The sequence below is a fragment of the Aquitalea sp. USM4 genome (assembly GCF_004328945.1).
Classification (GTDB): Bacteria; Pseudomonadota; Gammaproteobacteria; order Burkholderiales; family Chromobacteriaceae; genus Aquitalea; species Aquitalea pelogenes.
In genome coordinates this window covers 2,002,752-2,017,692 of sequence record NZ_CP029539.1, presented here as the reverse complement: position 1 = coordinate 2,017,692, position 14,941 = coordinate 2,002,752, and the positions used below count along the sequence as shown (strand labels likewise).

Annotated in this window: 12 protein-coding genes; 2 read left to right on the top strand and 10 right to left on the bottom strand. The window is 61.0% G+C overall.

Annotated features, from left to right (window positions below):
- Positions 1-68: 68 nt before the first annotated feature.
- The 9 genes from msbA to cysG all read right to left on the bottom strand — a co-directional run bounded on the left by msbA (position 69) and on the right by cysG (position 10,281).
- Positions 69-1,820, bottom strand: a complete 1,752-nt coding sequence (msbA, locus tag DKK66_RS09520; RefSeq protein WP_242673601.1) for a lipid A export permease/ATP-binding protein MsbA — start codon at positions 1,818-1,820, stop codon at positions 69-71.
- An 18-nt stretch (positions 1,821-1,838) separates the two neighbouring features.
- Positions 1,839-2,948, bottom strand: a complete 1,110-nt coding sequence (locus tag DKK66_RS09515) for a glycosyltransferase family 4 protein (RefSeq protein ID WP_131357459.1) — start codon at positions 2,946-2,948, stop codon at positions 1,839-1,841.
- Positions 2,941-4,104, bottom strand: coding sequence for a glycosyltransferase family 9 protein (locus tag DKK66_RS09510; protein ID WP_131357456.1), 1,164 nt, complete (start codon positions 4,102-4,104; stop codon positions 2,941-2,943). The genes DKK66_RS09515 and DKK66_RS09510 overlap by 8 nt, the downstream gene beginning before the upstream one ends.
- Positions 4,101-5,264, bottom strand: coding sequence for a glycosyltransferase family 4 protein (locus DKK66_RS09505; protein WP_131357453.1), 1,164 nt, complete (start codon positions 5,262-5,264; stop codon positions 4,101-4,103). The genes DKK66_RS09510 and DKK66_RS09505 overlap by 4 nt, the downstream gene beginning before the upstream one ends.
- On the bottom strand, positions 5,261-6,343 hold the full coding sequence (rfaQ, locus tag DKK66_RS09500) for a putative lipopolysaccharide heptosyltransferase III (RefSeq protein WP_045847818.1): 1,083 nt from the start codon (positions 6,341-6,343) through the stop codon (positions 5,261-5,263). Before rfaQ ends, DKK66_RS09505 begins: the two co-directional genes overlap by 4 nt.
- Positions 6,344-6,365: 22 nt before the next feature.
- On the bottom strand, positions 6,366-8,105 hold the full coding sequence (gene ptsP, locus DKK66_RS09495) for a phosphoenolpyruvate--protein phosphotransferase (RefSeq protein WP_045847766.1): 1,740 nt from the start codon (positions 8,103-8,105) through the stop codon (positions 6,366-6,368).
- Between the two features lie 29 nt (positions 8,106-8,134).
- Positions 8,135-8,404 carry an HPr family phosphocarrier protein gene (locus DKK66_RS09490; protein ID WP_131357450.1) on the bottom strand — a complete coding sequence of 90 codons (270 nt, stop codon included), beginning with the start codon at positions 8,402-8,404 and terminating at the stop codon, positions 8,135-8,137.
- Positions 8,391-8,798 (bottom strand): PTS sugar transporter subunit IIA, encoded by a 408-nt coding sequence (locus DKK66_RS09485; RefSeq protein ID WP_045847764.1) that lies wholly within the window; start codon positions 8,796-8,798, stop codon positions 8,391-8,393. The genes DKK66_RS09490 and DKK66_RS09485 overlap by 14 nt, the downstream gene beginning before the upstream one ends.
- Positions 8,799-8,859: 61 nt before the next feature.
- Positions 8,860-10,281, bottom strand: a complete 1,422-nt coding sequence (gene cysG, locus DKK66_RS09480) for a siroheme synthase CysG (RefSeq protein WP_062787277.1) — start codon at positions 10,279-10,281, stop codon at positions 8,860-8,862.
- 181 nt (positions 10,282-10,462) lie between these two features.
- Here cysG and DKK66_RS09475 point away from each other — a divergent pair, with 181 nt between their 5' ends.
- Positions 10,463-12,745 (top strand): diguanylate cyclase, encoded by a 2,283-nt coding sequence (locus DKK66_RS09475; protein ID WP_131357447.1) that lies wholly within the window; start codon positions 10,463-10,465, stop codon positions 12,743-12,745.
- A gap of 80 nt (positions 12,746-12,825) precedes the next feature.
- Positions 12,826-13,632, top strand: coding sequence for a DUF3025 domain-containing protein (locus DKK66_RS09470; protein ID WP_242673600.1), 807 nt, complete (start codon positions 12,826-12,828; stop codon positions 13,630-13,632).
- Here the strand turns inward: DKK66_RS09470 and DKK66_RS09465 are convergent.
- Positions 13,584-14,795: a YihY family inner membrane protein gene (locus tag DKK66_RS09465; RefSeq protein WP_131357441.1), complete on the bottom strand. Its 1,212-nt coding sequence runs from the start codon at positions 14,793-14,795 to the stop codon at positions 13,584-13,586. The genes DKK66_RS09470 and DKK66_RS09465 overlap by 49 nt on opposite strands.
- Positions 14,796-14,941: the final 146 nt, after the last annotated feature.

Sequence of the window (14,941 nt, the reverse complement as noted above, 5' to 3'; positions counted from 1 at the left end):
GCCATTCCGAAACAAGACAGGCTGCCCGAGGGCCGCCTGTCTTGTTTTGTACCATCACGATGGAAAACTCAGCTGGCGTCAGCTTCCGGTTCGCGGAACTGCAAGCTGTGCAGACGTGCGTAGATACCATCCTGCTGCATCAACTGCTGATGACTGCCCTGCTCCGCCACCTTGCCCTGATGCATCACGATGATACGGTCGGCGTTCTCGATGGTGGACAGCCGGTGGGCAATCACGATGGTGGTACGGTTCTTCATCAGGTTTTCCAGCGCAGCCTGTACCAGTCGTTCGGATTGGGTATCCAGTGCAGAGGTTGCTTCGTCCAGAATCAGCAGCGGGGCGTTTTTCAGCAGTGCACGGGCAATGGCCAGACGTTGACGCTGGCCACCTGACAGACGCACACCGTTCTCGCCAATCTGGGTATCCAGCCCTTCCGGCATCGCCTCAATGAACTCCAGCGCATTTGCCGCACGTGCCGCTTCGATGATCTGCTCGCGGGTAATGTTATCACGTGCGCCATAGGCGATATTGGCAGCCACAGTGTCGTTGAACAGCACCACATCCTGACTCACCATGGCGATATGCTGGCGCAGATCAGCCAGCACGATGTCATCCAGCGCAATACCGTCCAGCGTGATCTGCCCGGACAAGGGCTGGTAAAAACGCGGAATCAGGCTGACCAGCGTGGTTTTGCCGCTGCCGGAAGAACCCACCAGCGCCACGGTTTCACCCGAATTCACCTCCAGGCTGACCTGCTGCAACACATCGCGTTCGGCATTCGGATAACGGAAAGACACATTGTCAAAGCGCAGTCGGCCCTGGGTTTGTGGCAGACGGCGTGTACCGTGATCCGGCTCGCCCGCCTCGTCCAGGAAATTGAATACGCTTTCTGCAGCCGCAAGGCCGCGCTGCATGGCCTGGGAAATGCCGGTAATCCGCTTCACCGGTGCGAACAGCAACATCATGGCAGTGAGGAAGGACATGAAGTCACCGGCGGTGAACGATCCATGCTGGGCACGCAAGGCGGCAAAATACAGGATGGCGGCCAGCGCACAGGCAATCATCAGCTGGGTCACCCCGGTATTGGCCGAACTGGCAGCGCTCTGCTTCACCCCGTTGCGGCGGATGGCCTGGGCTGCAGCATTGAAGCGGCTTTCTTCATATTCTTCGCCGCCATAAACCTTGATGACTTTCTGACAATCCACCCCTTCGCCCAGAATCTGGGTCAGGTCAGCCATGTGTTGCTGATTCTCCAGCGCCAGACCACGCAGACGCTTGGCCACCATGCGCATACAGACGGTGACCACCGGCATCACCACCAGGCAGATAATGGTCAGTTGCCAGTCGATATACAGCAGCCAGGCCAGCAGGCTGACAGCAGTCACACCGTCCTTGACCGTGACGGTGATGACATTGAAACCTGCTTCGGTCACCTGATTGACATCAAAGGAGATGCGCGACACCAGACGACCGGACTGATTGTCGGCGTAATACGGCACCGGCAGGCGCAACATCTTGGCAAACATTTGCTGGCGCAGGGTTTGTACCAGATGCCCGGCCAGCCAGCTGGAGGTGTATTCGTTGATGAAACTGGTGATACCGCGTACCAGGAATACCCCGACAATGGCCATCGGCACCCAGACAATGGCCTTTGGGTCCTTGTTGACAAAGCCGCCATCAATCAGCGGTTTCATCAGCCGGGCAAACGCCGGTTCGGTCAGCGCGGCAATGGTCATGGAGACCAATGACAGGGCGAATACTTTCCAGTACTGGGCCAGGTAACCCAGCAGTCGTCGGTAGATGGGCCAGCTATGTTTCAAGTTGATAGTCCAATCAGTTCAATGTGATGCGGCCAGCAGGCCGGAAAGCCCGCTCAAGGCCATGATCTGCTGCAGATTGCTGTCCGGCGCAAAGCGTTGCCGGACATCAAGCGCTCCGGCCGCCGCCATGGCACGCTGCTGCGGCATCGCATCCAGCGCGCTGGCAATCGCGTCCGCCCAGGCCTGGGCATTGCCAGCCTCCACCAGGGTGCCGGTCTGGCCTTGTTTTACCGTTTCGGGAATACCGCCGGTAAGGCTGGCCAGCACCGGGCAGTGCAAGGCCAGTGCTTCGATTTGCGACATGCCCAACGGCTCGTAGGTGGATGGCATCAGCAACAGGTCGGCACGCCGATACAGCGGTGCCACCGGGGATACCACACCCGCCAGCAGCACACGCGACTGCAAACCCAGCCGCTGGATTTCAGCCTCGATATCCGCCCTTGCCACCCCATCGCCCGCCACCAGATAGCGCCAGTGCGGATGGCTGTCACGCAGGATATTCATTGCTTGCAGGATGGTCAGATGCCCCTTTTCACCGCGCAGCATGGCGGCATGCAGCAGCACCGGGCTGTCATCTGCCGCCAGCCAGCTGGCGATATGAGGCGGCACCGCCTGATCAACGGCGGCATCCAGCCCGGCGAAGTCTATCCCCGGATACACCACGTGGATGCGTTCGGGCCGGATGGCCGGATTCTGCAGCAAGGCATCACGCAGGTAATGACTGGGCACCATGGTGGCATCCACCAGCTGGTTATACGACCATGCCGAAGGCTTGCCCGGCTGATAGGTACGCGAGCGCAGCAGGAACGGCCGGCGCCATACCAGGCGCGCGGCAATGGCCAGATTATTGCTGTCATGCCCGCTGTGGCAAATGGCCAGGCGCGGCTGATGCCGGCTGATCCAGCACCGTAAAATGGCAATGGAGGGCAGGTGCAGGCTGTTACGGAAGCGCACCGGCAGCACCGACAGCCCTTGTTGCAAGGCCACCTGCTCCACCCGGCTACCGGGACGGCAGGCCAGCATGGTGCGCAGGCCGTGCGACTGCATCTGACGCATTTGCTGCATCAGTTGTAGCTCCTGGCCACCCACATTGTCGGATGACTCGGTGAACAACACCCAGTCAGTCATGATGATTTCCTTCGGCAGCGCCGGCTGGCTGGCTGATACGCAGCAGCTGTTGCAGGGTTTGCCATGCCTCGGCGCTGCTGATGGCTTCCATGCACAGGGCACGACGACATTCATTGGCACCGTTGCCAAAACGGCGGAAACAGCGCAAAGCCCAGTCCACATCGCGATGGTGCACACTGCGCTGGTTACGACAGGGGAAGATGGCAGGCCCTACCCCCAGGCAGTGATGGTGCGCAAAGAAACGGCTGGCACCAAACAACACCTCGCTGCCGGGGCCAAACAACATCAGCAATGGCGTACCGGCTACCTTGGCCAGATGCGCCACACCGGTATCAGGGCAAACACAGGCGCGCGCGCCGGCCAACAGCTGACGCAGTTGCAGCAGGCTCAGGCAGCCAGCCATGCGTACATCACTGGCAGGCGGGTCGATTTGGCGCAGCAGAGCATCCTCGCCCGGCCCGCAAGACCACACCACAGACAGCCGGGCGGCACGAATGGCATCCGCCAGTGCCCGCCAGTGTTCAGCAGGCCAGAAGCGGGTGGCCGAGCTGGCTCCCACATGCAGGACGATATAGTTGTCCGGCAAGACTGGCAGGCTCTGCGGCGGCATCGGCCAGTCGGCCAACTGATAAGGAGCAGGTTCCGGCCCTTCCACCAGTCTGGCGGCGGTCTCGGTCCAGGATTCCGGCTGGCTGGCATAGGGCACAGCCTCATCCAGCAGCCAGTTCTTGTGTGCTGGTTGTTCAGCAGCAAAGCCGACAATCCAGCGCGCCCCGATGGCCCGTGCCAGATAACTCAGCCGGTTTTCGCCCATCAGCAGCACCAGGTCAAAACGCGGCATGGCAAACAACTGGCACACCGAGGCAAAGTTGCGGATATGCCAGCCAAAAGCCCGCACACCATAAGGTTGACCAGCATAAAGCGCTGCCTGACCGGGTGGGCAGGCCATCACGATGTCGGCCTGTGGATAACACTGTCTGGCCTTGGCCAGCAGGCTGGTGGCCATCAGCGCATCGCCCAGCAGGAACTGGTGCAGGATCAGTACACGCTGTACTTGTTCAGGCCGGGGCTTGCGCCGCAACCATTGCCAGGGCAGACGTAATAACAGGGACAGGAAAATCAGCGCCCGGCCGGGAAATCGACTCGCCTTCATCATGCCAGCCTCACTGCTTGGGATGCATGGCCGTGCTGGTCTGACAGCAGGCTGCGGTACAAGGCCAGCATTTGCGCCACCATGTGTTGCTCGGTTTGGCCCTCTACCCGCTGGCGGGCCTGGGCTGCCATGGTCGGCCAACTGTCCTGTGCTGCCAGCCAGGCAGCCACATTGCGTTGCCAGGCTGCCGTATCGTGCGGGGCGGCCAGCCAGCCGGTGGCCGGGCTCACCCACTCGGCACCACCACAGCGGGTACTGGTGAGTACCGGCAGCCCGCAGGCCATGGCTTCCCCCACCACCGAGCCGAACGGTTCGTACATGGTGGGCAGAATAAAACCATCGGCCATGCCGTAATGGCTGAGCACATCCTTTTGCGGGCCGGTAAACACCACCCGTCCGGCAATACCCAACTGGCTGGCGAGTTCCCGGTAAGCGGCCAGTTTCTTGTCGCCCCCCACCACCACCAGCCATACATCCGGATGAGGCTGGATGGCATGCAGCGCCTGCGCCACGCCCTTGCGCTCAAAACCTGAACCCACATACACCAGCACTGGTGCTGCTGGGGGAATACCGTATTGCGCACGCAGTGTGCTGCGCTGTTGGCGGGCAGCAGCAGGGTTGAACCGCTGTGCATCCACGCCGTTATGAATCACCACACACTGCTCTGGCCGGAGCGGAAAACGCTGCAATACGTCCTGTTTTACCATCTCCGAATTGCAAATCACCACCTGCAAAGCCGGGTGCTTGAACATGGTTTTTTCCATGCTCAGCATGAAATGATGATAGGGATTACACCAGACCGACAGCTTGTGCCACCAGCCCTTGCCTTCCGCTCTGGCCGCCAGCCAGGCTGCATGCACGCCATCGCCGGCACGGAAGATATGACAACCCGGAATGCGTTCGTGCGACTGCACCAGATCGGCCCCCACCTGCAACCAGGCCCGGCGCGCGGCGCGGGCAAAACCCCAGTCACGCCAGATGCTACCCAGATAGAAGGGATTGACGCGACACACGGCCACGCCATCCAGTTGTTCCCAGTTACGGTTGATCAGCACCGGCTGCAGTTCATCCTGCTGTTTGAGCTGACCCAGAATGGCGCTGACAATCCGTTCTGCCCCACCGGCCGGATTGTATTTCTGCCGCACAATGGCCAGACGGCTCATGCGGTTTCTCCCAGTACGGCATCCACCGCATCCAGCACTTGCTGCAGGCTGATCATGTTCAGGCATTCGCTGTTCCAGCCGCCGCCGCAACCGGCGTTACCGCAGGGACGACAGGGCACACGGGCTGCAACAACACGGTGCGGCACCTGCCACGGCCCCCATTCGATGTCACCGGATGGACCAAACAGCGCCACACAGGGCGTTTTCATGGCCGACGCAATATGCATGGGCACCGAATCCACGCCGATGTACAGGCGGGCATTGTCGATGGCTGCTGCGAGCTCTTTCAGGGTCAGCTGGCCGGCCAGGCTGGCAACCGGCTGCGTCAGCCGCGACTGGATATCGGCCAGCATGGCCATTTCATCCGGGCTGGGCGCGGCCGTCAGCAGTACGCGCTGGCCACGCTGCTGCAGGGTGTTGATCAGCGCGGCCATGTTTTCCACCGTCCAGCTTTTGAACAACCAGCGCGAGGTGGGGTGCACCAGAATGTACTGCCCAGCTTGCAAGCCTTGCTGTTCCAGCTTGGCAGCCAGCGTAGCCTCGGCATTATGCCCCGCCACCAGGGTCAGCTGACGCTGTTGTTCTGCCGGATACACCCCGATACGCCGCAGCGCATCCAGATGGATTTCAATGGTATGGCGGCGGTTGCCCGGCACCTGCAAATAACGGTGGGTAAAGCTTTTGCGGAACATCTTGCCATACGGGCCATCCGGCCCCACCGACCAGCGTGGCGACAGCAGGCGGACCAGCCAGGCGCCGCGCTTGTGTTCGGTCAGGGTGATGACCAGGTCGTACTGGCGCTGACGCAGCCGGTTGATCAGCCCCAGCTCGGCCTTGCACTGACCGATGAGGCCCAGCTTTTTCCAGTTGCGGTCTATGGTGTGCAACTGGCTGATGGCCGGATGCAGGCTGAGCATTTCCTGCGTATCCCGATACACCAGCGCATCGATTTCCAGCTGCGGAGCCTGCTGTTTGAGGACGCTGAATACCGGAGAGGTGAGCAGCACATCCCCATGGTGGCGCAGTTTGATGACCAAGACGCGGCGCACCTGGTTCAGATCGATGGAGTCGTTCAGCATAGATAGGGTGAAAAAAGCCGGATCAGGCATCCGGCTCGGCATTCAGCAGTTGCAAAAGATCGGCGATTTTATCAGGGTCTTCGGATCGAAGCATGCGCCCTGCAATGGGTGCGATATCGTCCAGATGGGTGTTGAGCACCATGCGCTTGACCGACAGCAGGCTGGCCGGATGCATGGAGAACTTGCGCAAGCCCATGCCCAGCAGCAGGCGGGTCAGGCGCGGGTCGCCCGCCATCTCGCCGCACACCGATACCGGTACCCCACCCTTGATGCCGGTGCGGATGGTATGCAGGATGAGCTTGAGCACCGCCGGATGCACCGGGTCGTACAGGTGGCTGACCGAATCATCGTTACGGTCGATGGCCAGGGTGTACTGGATCAGGTCGTTGGTGCCGATGGACAGGAAATCGACGTACTTGATGAAACTCCCCACCACCAGTGCGGCGGACGGAATTTCAATCATCGCGCCGACTTCCACCTTTTCATCGAATGGCAGGCCTTCTTCGTGCAATTCCTGCTTGGCGTAATCCAGCTGGGCAATGGACTGCTTGAGTTCGCCCAGTGAATTGAGCATGGGGAACAGGATCTTCACCTTGCCATAGTGCGAGGCGCGCAACAGCGCACGCAGCTGGGCACGGAACATCAATGGCTCGGCCAGGCACAGGCGAATGCCGGTGAGGCCCAGCGCCGGGTTGTCCGCCACATCATGGTTCAGCCACTTGGGGTTCTTGTCGGCTCCCAGGTCCATGGTGCGGATGGTGACCGGCAGGCCTTTCATGTCTTCAGCCACCTTGCGGTAGGCCTCGAACTGTTCGTCCTCGGTTGGCAGGGTGTCGCGCCCCAGAAACAGGAACTCGCTGCGGAACAGCCCCACCCCGGCTGCGCCGGAGCCTTTCACCACGTCCACATCCTGCGGCAGCTCGATATTGGCCAGCAGTTCGATCACCGTGCCATCTTTGGTTTTGGCATCGGATTTGCGGATGGAGGACAGCTTGCGCTTGGCGTCGCGCCAGGCACGCTGACGCCGGCGGTACTCGCTCAGCACCAGTTCGTCCGGGTTGATGATCAGCACGCCTTGCTGACCATCGACGATGATCTGTTCTTCCTCGCGGATCAGCTCACGCGCGTGATGCAGGGCGATGACGGAAGGCAGGTCGAGGCTGCGCCCCAGAATGGCGGTGTGTGAAGTCGCGCCGCCCACATCGGTGACAAAGGCGGCAAAGCTGGAATCCTTGAAATACACCATGTCGGCAGGTGACAGGTCGTGGGCCACCAGGATGGTGTCGTCCAGCAGGTCGCCCGGTGCCGGCAGTTGCGGCGTGTGGCCGTCCAGATTCTTGAAAATGCGTTCCACCACCTGCAGCACGTCGTTCTTGCGTTCGCGCAGGTAGTCTTCCTCGATGGCGTCAAACTGCTCCACCAGCAGGTCGCATTGCAGTTTCAGCGCCCATTCGGCATTGCAGTGCTGCTTTTCGATGATTTCGCGTGGTTCGCGCGAAATGGTGACATCACCCAGCAACATGATGTGCAAGGACAGGAAGGCACCCAGCTCGGCCGGGGCATTTTCCGGGATGCTGCCCCACAGCATCTCCAGTTCCTTGCGCGTGGCGCGGACGGCTTCGTCGAAGCGCGCCATTTCGGCCGGAATGTCCTTCTCTTCCAGGCCGTAATGCGCCACATCGTCCATGCTGCGCGAGATGAGATGGGCCCGGCCAATGGCGATGCCGCCACCAATGGCTACACCGTGCAGGGTGATATTCATCGTCCCATCCCCTCCTCAAGCGGGCTGATTCATTCAGCCTCGTCAAAACGATTGTTGATCAGTGCCACCAGCGCATCCAGCGCTTCCTGCTCGTCCGGACCATCCACGTCCAGCACCACGGTAGCCCCCTTGGCCGCGGCCAGCATCATCACGCCCATGATGCTCTTGCCGTTGACACGCCTGCCGTTGCGGGCAATGCCCACATCGCTCTTGAAGCGGCTGGCCAGCTGGGTGAATTTACTCGAAGCCCGCGCATGCAGGCCAAGTTTATTGATAATTTGTATTTCAACGCGCAGCATTACCGTCCCCTGGAAGAATATAAAGCACGCCCTCCAACCCACCGGTAATGGCCTTGCTGACCACGATTTCCAGCGGCTGGCTGCTATAACTGAGCGCACGTACCAGCATGGGCAGACTGACCCCGGCAACGGCTTCCACCTTGCCCGGGTCGATCAGCCGGCTGGCAATATTGGATGGTGTGCCACCATACATATCAGTCAGTACCACTACGCCATCGCCTTGTTCCAGGCGTGCCACCAGCGCAGAAGCCTCGACCAGTTTCTGATCCGGATCCTCGGTTTTTTCTACCGCCAGCGTGGCGATATTGTCCGGGTCCCGTCCTAATACATGCCGGGCGCAGTCCAGTAGACAAGCGCCCAGATTGCCATGCGATATGACCAATACACCTACCATGCCCGCGTCTTCTTGTCCGTAACGATGATCGGCACACAGCTGCCCCGGGGGCAGGCTGCGCTCATTTCTGCTGCGAATCCGCCATTGTAGCAGGCCCGTTTTCCACACGGCGGAACCAGGCCAGTTTATCTGCCAGCGTGACAACGCTGCCCACAATGATAAGCGCTGGCGACGCAACACCATAGGAAGAAATCAGTGCCGGCAGGCTCTGAAGCGTTCCGGTCAGCGTGCGCTGACGCGTGGTGGTGGCCCATTCGATGACCGCCGCCGGGGTATCGGCCGGTTTGCCGTGGGCGATGAAGGCCGCACACAAATCAGCCGCCATGGTCAGCCCCATGTACACCACCACCGTCTGGTCCGGCCGGGTAAGGGCTGGCCAGTCCAGATCGATGCTGCCGTCTTTCTTGTGGCCGGTGACAAAAGTCACCGACTGGGCATGATCACGATGGGTCAAGGGTATACCGGCATAGCTGGCTGCGCCATTTGCCGAGGTAATGCCCGGCACTACTTCAAACGGAATGCCGTGGGCGGCCAGGGTTTCGATTTCCTCACCACCACGGCCAAAAGTAAACGGATCGCCGCCTTTCAAGCGCAATACGCGGCGGCCTTCGCTGGCCAGACGCACCATCAGCTGATTGATGTCTTCCTGCGGCAAGGTGTGATTGGCACGAGCCTTGCCCACGTAAATGCGCTCGGCATCGCGCCGCACCAGCTCCAGCAATTCCGGCGCAACCAGGTTGTCATGCAGCACCACATCGGCCTGCTGCATCAGGCGCAGGGCACGGAAGGTAAGCAGGTCGGGATTGCCCGGTCCGGCACCTACCAGATACACGGCACCACTGGGACGGTCTTCCGCGCTGGCCAGGCGCTGTTCCATTTCGGCGCTGGCCACCGCCTCGCGGCCATTCATCACCGCTTCGGCAATCGGCCCTTCCAGTACGTTTTCCCAGAAAATGCGGCGTGACTCCACGTCGGCAAAGCGGGCCTTTACCCGGTCGCGAAAGCGTGCCGAAAATGCCGCCAGCAGGCCGAAACCGGCCGGAATGATACTTTCCAGCCGTGCCCGTACCAGACGGGCCAGCACCGGAACGGCACCGCCGGATGACACGGCAATCACCAGCGGCGAGCGGTCGATGATGGCAGGGGTGATGTAGGTGGAGAGTTCCGGATCATCCACCACGTTGACCGGAATATTCTGTGCTTGCGCTGCGGCCGATACTTGCTGGTTGACCTCCCGCAAATTGGTGGCCGCAACCACCAGCCGCATGCCGGCAACGCGGGATGCCTCAAACCGCTCCGGCAGCCACTCCAGCTCGCCTTGCTCAATCATCCGGGCCAGTTCCGCCGTCACTTCCGGCGCAAGTACGGTCAGGCGTGCACCGGCAGCCTTGAGCAGACGCACCTTGCGCAGGGCGACATCGCCCCCGCCCACCACCAGGCAGGCGGCGTCCTGCAGCTTGAGAAAAATCGGGAAATAATCCATGCAACACTCCGCAACAATCGGCACAGCATACTTTATTTGTTGCACAAAAACGACGACCACGGCATATGCAGTCTGATTTTCATCATCACAATTTCCGAATCAGGTGCCATGATGAAGTAAAGCCCCGCACAAACGTTAACAGGGGCGGCATCAGAAAGCGGCGGGTAGGCATTTGGATAAATTGAGCGCAAATACCGGTAGCCATGTCATCCGGTCTGGCAGCGCCCTGCTGCTGTTCAGTAGTTCGGCATGGGCGGCACCTGCCATCAAAACCCCATGGGAATGGCCGTTGCTATGCATCGTGGGTTTGGCGTTGGCCGCATGGCTGGGCAGTTTCTGGCAACGCTGGCGCCTGCGCCAGCTGCAGGAGGATTCCCTGCGTTTCAATGTGCAGCATTCCGGCGAGGCCATGCTGATTCTGGACGAACAGGGCCGGGTACAGGCTGCTGGTGAGGCCTGTGCCAAGTGGCTGGACATCGGCCCCGACCAGCGCTTGCCCGAAACACTTTACGCACGCTTGCAGCAACAGACTGCCTTGCTGGCTAGCGCCCAGCCCCTGGTGTGGACCGATGAGCGCTGCGGCCATACCCGGCTGGGCATTCAGCAACTGGTGCTGCCGGCGGAGTTCCTGCCCGCACGCTGGCGCATCATCCAGCTGCATGCGCTTGACGAGGCGGTGCTGGCCGTACCGCAAGCCCAGGCCATGCTGACCGCCATGCAAGGGGCACGCATCGGCCTGTGCGAATTCGACCTCGACAAGAACCTGGTACAAGGCTCACCCGCAGCCTTGTCCACCCTGCTGGGCCTGCCCGCCAGCGACATGCAGCTGGATCTGGGCGACTGGCTGGAGCGCGTGCACCCGGATGACAGAGCGCTGCTGGAAAACGCCCTGCAAGCCATCGCCCACAGCGGGCAGACCAGTCAGGAGCTGGAATACCGTATCCGCCACGAAAAACAGCACTGGGAATGGCTGGAGCAAATCCTGCAGGGCAAGGACTGTGCGGACGATACGCATCGCGTGCTGGCCCTCAGCCAGGTGATCACCCCGCGCAAACTGGCCGAGGCGGCCATCCGCCGGCGGGAGCAGGAATTCCGCACGCTGGTGGAGAATTCCAGCGACATCATTGCCCGTTACGATCTGTCGCTGCGCTGCCAGTTCATCAACCGCAGTGTCAGCCGTTATTCGCCGCTGATCCGCGATGAACACATCGGCAAGACCGTGGCGGAAAAAGGCTGGCCCGCCGATATCGTCCAGCAGTTTGAAAGTGAATGCCAGACGCTGATCGACACCGGGCAGCCACGCTGTTTCGAGATGGAATTGCTGCTGCTCAACCGGCGTCATATCTTCGAAACCCGGCTGTTTCCCGAATTCGACAGCCAGGGCAAGCTCACCAGCATCCTGTCAGTGGACCGGGAAGTCACCGACAGTCGACTGGCCCAGCGCCTGCTCAGTGAAGAAAACGCCGTGATGGAGATGATTGCCTCCAATCAGCCGCTGGAAGACACGCTGGCGCAGATCTGCACCATGATTGAGACCCAGCTGGCGGGAGGACGCTGTTCGGTGATGCTGCTGACCGAAGACGGCCAGCACCTGCATGTGGCATCCGGCCCCAGACTGCCTGCGGGCTACACCTCCCGGATAGAGGGCATCGCCATCGGCCCGGAGGTCGGCTCCTGCGGCACCGCCGCCTACTGGAAGCGCACCATCATTGTCGAGGATATGGAAAGCAGCCCCTTGTGGCAGCCCTATCTGGAACTGACGCGCCGCTTCGAGCTGCGTGCATGCTGGTCCACACCGCTGTTTAGCAGCCAGCGCGAGCTGCTGGGCACTTTTGCCATTTATTACAGCGAGCCACGCACGCCAACCCCGGAGGAAATGCGTCTGGTGTACCGCAGCTCGCATATCACCGCCATTGCCCTGCAAAGCGACCTGCATGAACAGAAGCTGGTGCAGCTGGCCACCATTGATGAACTGACCCACCTGGATAACCGTCGCCACTTCCTGCAACAAGCCGGGCGCGAGCTCAAGCGCTGCCAGCGCTACCAGACGCCGATGGCGGTGCTGATGATGGATCTGGACCATTTCAAGAACATCAACGACCAGTACGGTCATGCCGCCGGGGATGAAGTAATCACCCACTTTGCCCGCCTGTGCCGCGAAGTGTTGCGCACCAGTGACCTGACCGGCCGGCTGGGAGGTGAAGAGTTTGCCGCCATCCTGCCCAACACCGACAGCAGCGCGGCACTGGCCGCGGCCGAACGCCTGCGGCAGGCCGTCAGCGACAGCCAGGTGACGGTCAATGGCCAGGACATCCGTTACACCGTCAGCCTGGGCATGACGCTATTGCGCGAAACCGACTTGCATGTGGACGACTTGCTCAAACGGGCGGACAAACTGCTGTACCAGGCCAAGCACGAGGGACGCAACCGGGTATGCCATGACCTGGCGCTCAAGGTGGGGTGAGGGACAGCAGCAGCCAAGGCGGCTATCCCAGCCGGCGACTGTGGCTCTAGAATACGCGTTTTCCCGCGATGGCCGCTGCCGTGAAAGACTGGAGCAAGCACTACCTCAGCCACCCGCTGTACCAGCCGGTTGCCGATTTTGCCACCCTGCTGCCGCTGGTGGACTGGCCGGATCAACAGGACTACGACCAACTGCTGCAACAGGCCCGCCTGCGCTGCCAGCTCCCCGCTCAGCTGCGTTTTTGCTGTGACTTGCAAGCAGACGCCTACTATGAAATGCACATCGGCAGCACCGGCGAGGTGCCCACCCGCAGCCACAATTGGCATGACTGGTTCAATGCGCTGGCCTGGCTGGCATGGCCGCGCAGCAAGGAGGCACTGAACGCGCGCCATGTGCGCGCCATCAGCCGTGGCGAGGTCAAACGCGGGCCACAGCGTGATGCCGCCACCTTGCTGGATGAATGCGGGGTGATCGTGGCCTGTGCCCGTCCGGAACTGGGCCAGGCGCTGGATGACATGCAGTGGCACACGCTGTTTGTCGATGAGCGTGCTGCCTGGGGACGGCACATCAGCGTGCATACGCTGGGACACGCCATTTTCGAAGTAGGCTTGCAGCCGCATATCGGCTGGTGCGGCAAAGCCTTGCTGCTGGATGTCGACACCGGATTTTTCCAGCTGGATGAACACACGCAACGGGCCTGGCTGGATGCCAGGCTGGCTGCGCTGCTGGCCGATGACAACTGGCTGACCAGCCCGCGCCAGCTGTGGCCGCTGCCCCTGCTGGGCATACCGGGCTGGTGGCCGGACAATGAAAACCCGGCCTTCTACCAGAATACCGACTACTTCCGCCCCAGCCGGCGGGCAAAATCCTCCAGCGTCACGGTCTGAAGCCGTTCGGTGACACTGCCCAGCAAGGCTTCAATGCCCTGGCCGACATCATCGTCATTGGCCAGGTCGGCCCGGTAGACAAACAGCTGGAACAGGTCGGACAAGTGCACGCTGGCCAGTTTGCGCATCAGCACCCAGCCATCACGCTGGCCTTTCTGCACGTAACCATGCTGTGCCAGCTTGTCCAGCACCAGTCCCAGTTCGTCATAACCGATCTTCACCTGCTCGCGCAGCTGAACCGGCGTCAGGCTGCGGCCTTGCACCTGGGCCGCATCCAGCATCAGCAATACTTCCACCGCATCCAGAAAACGGCGGCGCGGTTCAAAGCGGCGCCGCCAGGCCCCACCCTCCCAGTAAGACAGGGAGGCGGTGAATACCGCACCGGCCAGCACCACCATCCACAAGCAGTACACCCACAGCAGGAAAATCGGAATGCTGGCAAAAGCGCCATACACCAGCTGGTAATTGGCGACCTGCCCGATGTAGTAGCCAAACAGCAGCTTGGTCAGTTCCAGCAACACCGCGGTAATCATCGCGCCCAGCACGGCATGACGGATCGGGACAAAGCGGTTGGGCACAATGCGGTACAGCAGCGACAAGACAATGCCGGTCAGCAAAATGGTGCCGCCCGCCTCGACCGTACTGGCCAACAGCGGCATGGTCTTTTCAAAGCGGGTGAACTTGAGCAGCCAGCGCCAGGACAACAGGCCGCCCCCCAGCACCAGCGGGCCTAGCGTCAGCACCGTCCAGTACACCATGCTCTGCTGCAGCCAGGGGCGGCCACGGCGCACGCTCCAGATGGCATTGAAGGTGCGCTCGATGGTGGACATCAGCATCAAGGCCGTCACACCCAGCATCACGATGCCGGCTGCGGTCAGTTTTTCCGCATTATCGGCAAACTGGCGCATGTAGACGGATATCACCTTGCCGGCGAATTCCGGCACCAGGGTGGACAGCAGCATCACCTTGAAACGCGTGCTGTAATCGGAAAACACCGGGAAAGCGGATATCACCGTCAGCGCAATGGTGAACAGCGGCACCAGCGCCAGCAGTGTGGTGAAAGTCAGGCTGCCAGCCACCTGCATCACACGATGGCTGCCCATGCGTCTGACCAGAAAACCGACAAAGCCTGCCTGAGTAGCGTATTTATGCGGCAGTTTCATCTGCGGCAAGGTAATGCAGCCTTTCGCCGCTGGCAAGTGACAGCCACAAGACAGGCCCTGCCCAAGGCCAGGGCCATGCAGGCGCACTGATTGAGGGTGTAATGTTACACACACCTTCTTCATACAAATTAACGATTGGAAGCTGG

Excerpts from the sequence above, each read along its gene's own strand:
- cysG (WP_062787277.1), bottom strand. The coding sequence starts at position 10,281 with ATGGATTATTTCCCGATTTTTCTCAAGCTGCAGGACGCCGCCTGCCTG.
- DKK66_RS09510 (WP_131357456.1), bottom strand. The coding sequence starts at position 4,104 with ATGATGAAGGCGAGTCGATTTCCCGGCCGGGCGCTGATTTTCCTGTCC.
- DKK66_RS09485 (WP_045847764.1), bottom strand. The coding sequence starts at position 8,798 with ATGGTAGGTGTATTGGTCATATCGCATGGCAATCTGGGCGCTTGTCTA.
- ptsP (WP_045847766.1), bottom strand. The coding sequence starts at position 8,105 with ATGAATATCACCCTGCACGGTGTAGCCATTGGTGGCGGCATCGCCATT.
- DKK66_RS09465 (WP_131357441.1), bottom strand. The coding sequence starts at position 14,795 with ATGAAACTGCCGCATAAATACGCTACTCAGGCAGGCTTTGTCGGTTTT.
- rfaQ (WP_045847818.1), bottom strand. The coding sequence starts at position 6,343 with ATGCTGAACGACTCCATCGATCTGAACCAGGTGCGCCGCGTCTTGGTC.
- DKK66_RS09515 (WP_131357459.1), bottom strand. The coding sequence starts at position 2,948 with ATGACTGACTGGGTGTTGTTCACCGAGTCATCCGACAATGTGGGTGGC.
- DKK66_RS09490 (WP_131357450.1), bottom strand. The coding sequence starts at position 8,404 with ATGCTGCGCGTTGAAATACAAATTATCAATAAACTTGGCCTGCATGCG.
- DKK66_RS09505 (WP_131357453.1), bottom strand. The coding sequence starts at position 5,264 with ATGAGCCGTCTGGCCATTGTGCGGCAGAAATACAATCCGGCCGGTGGG.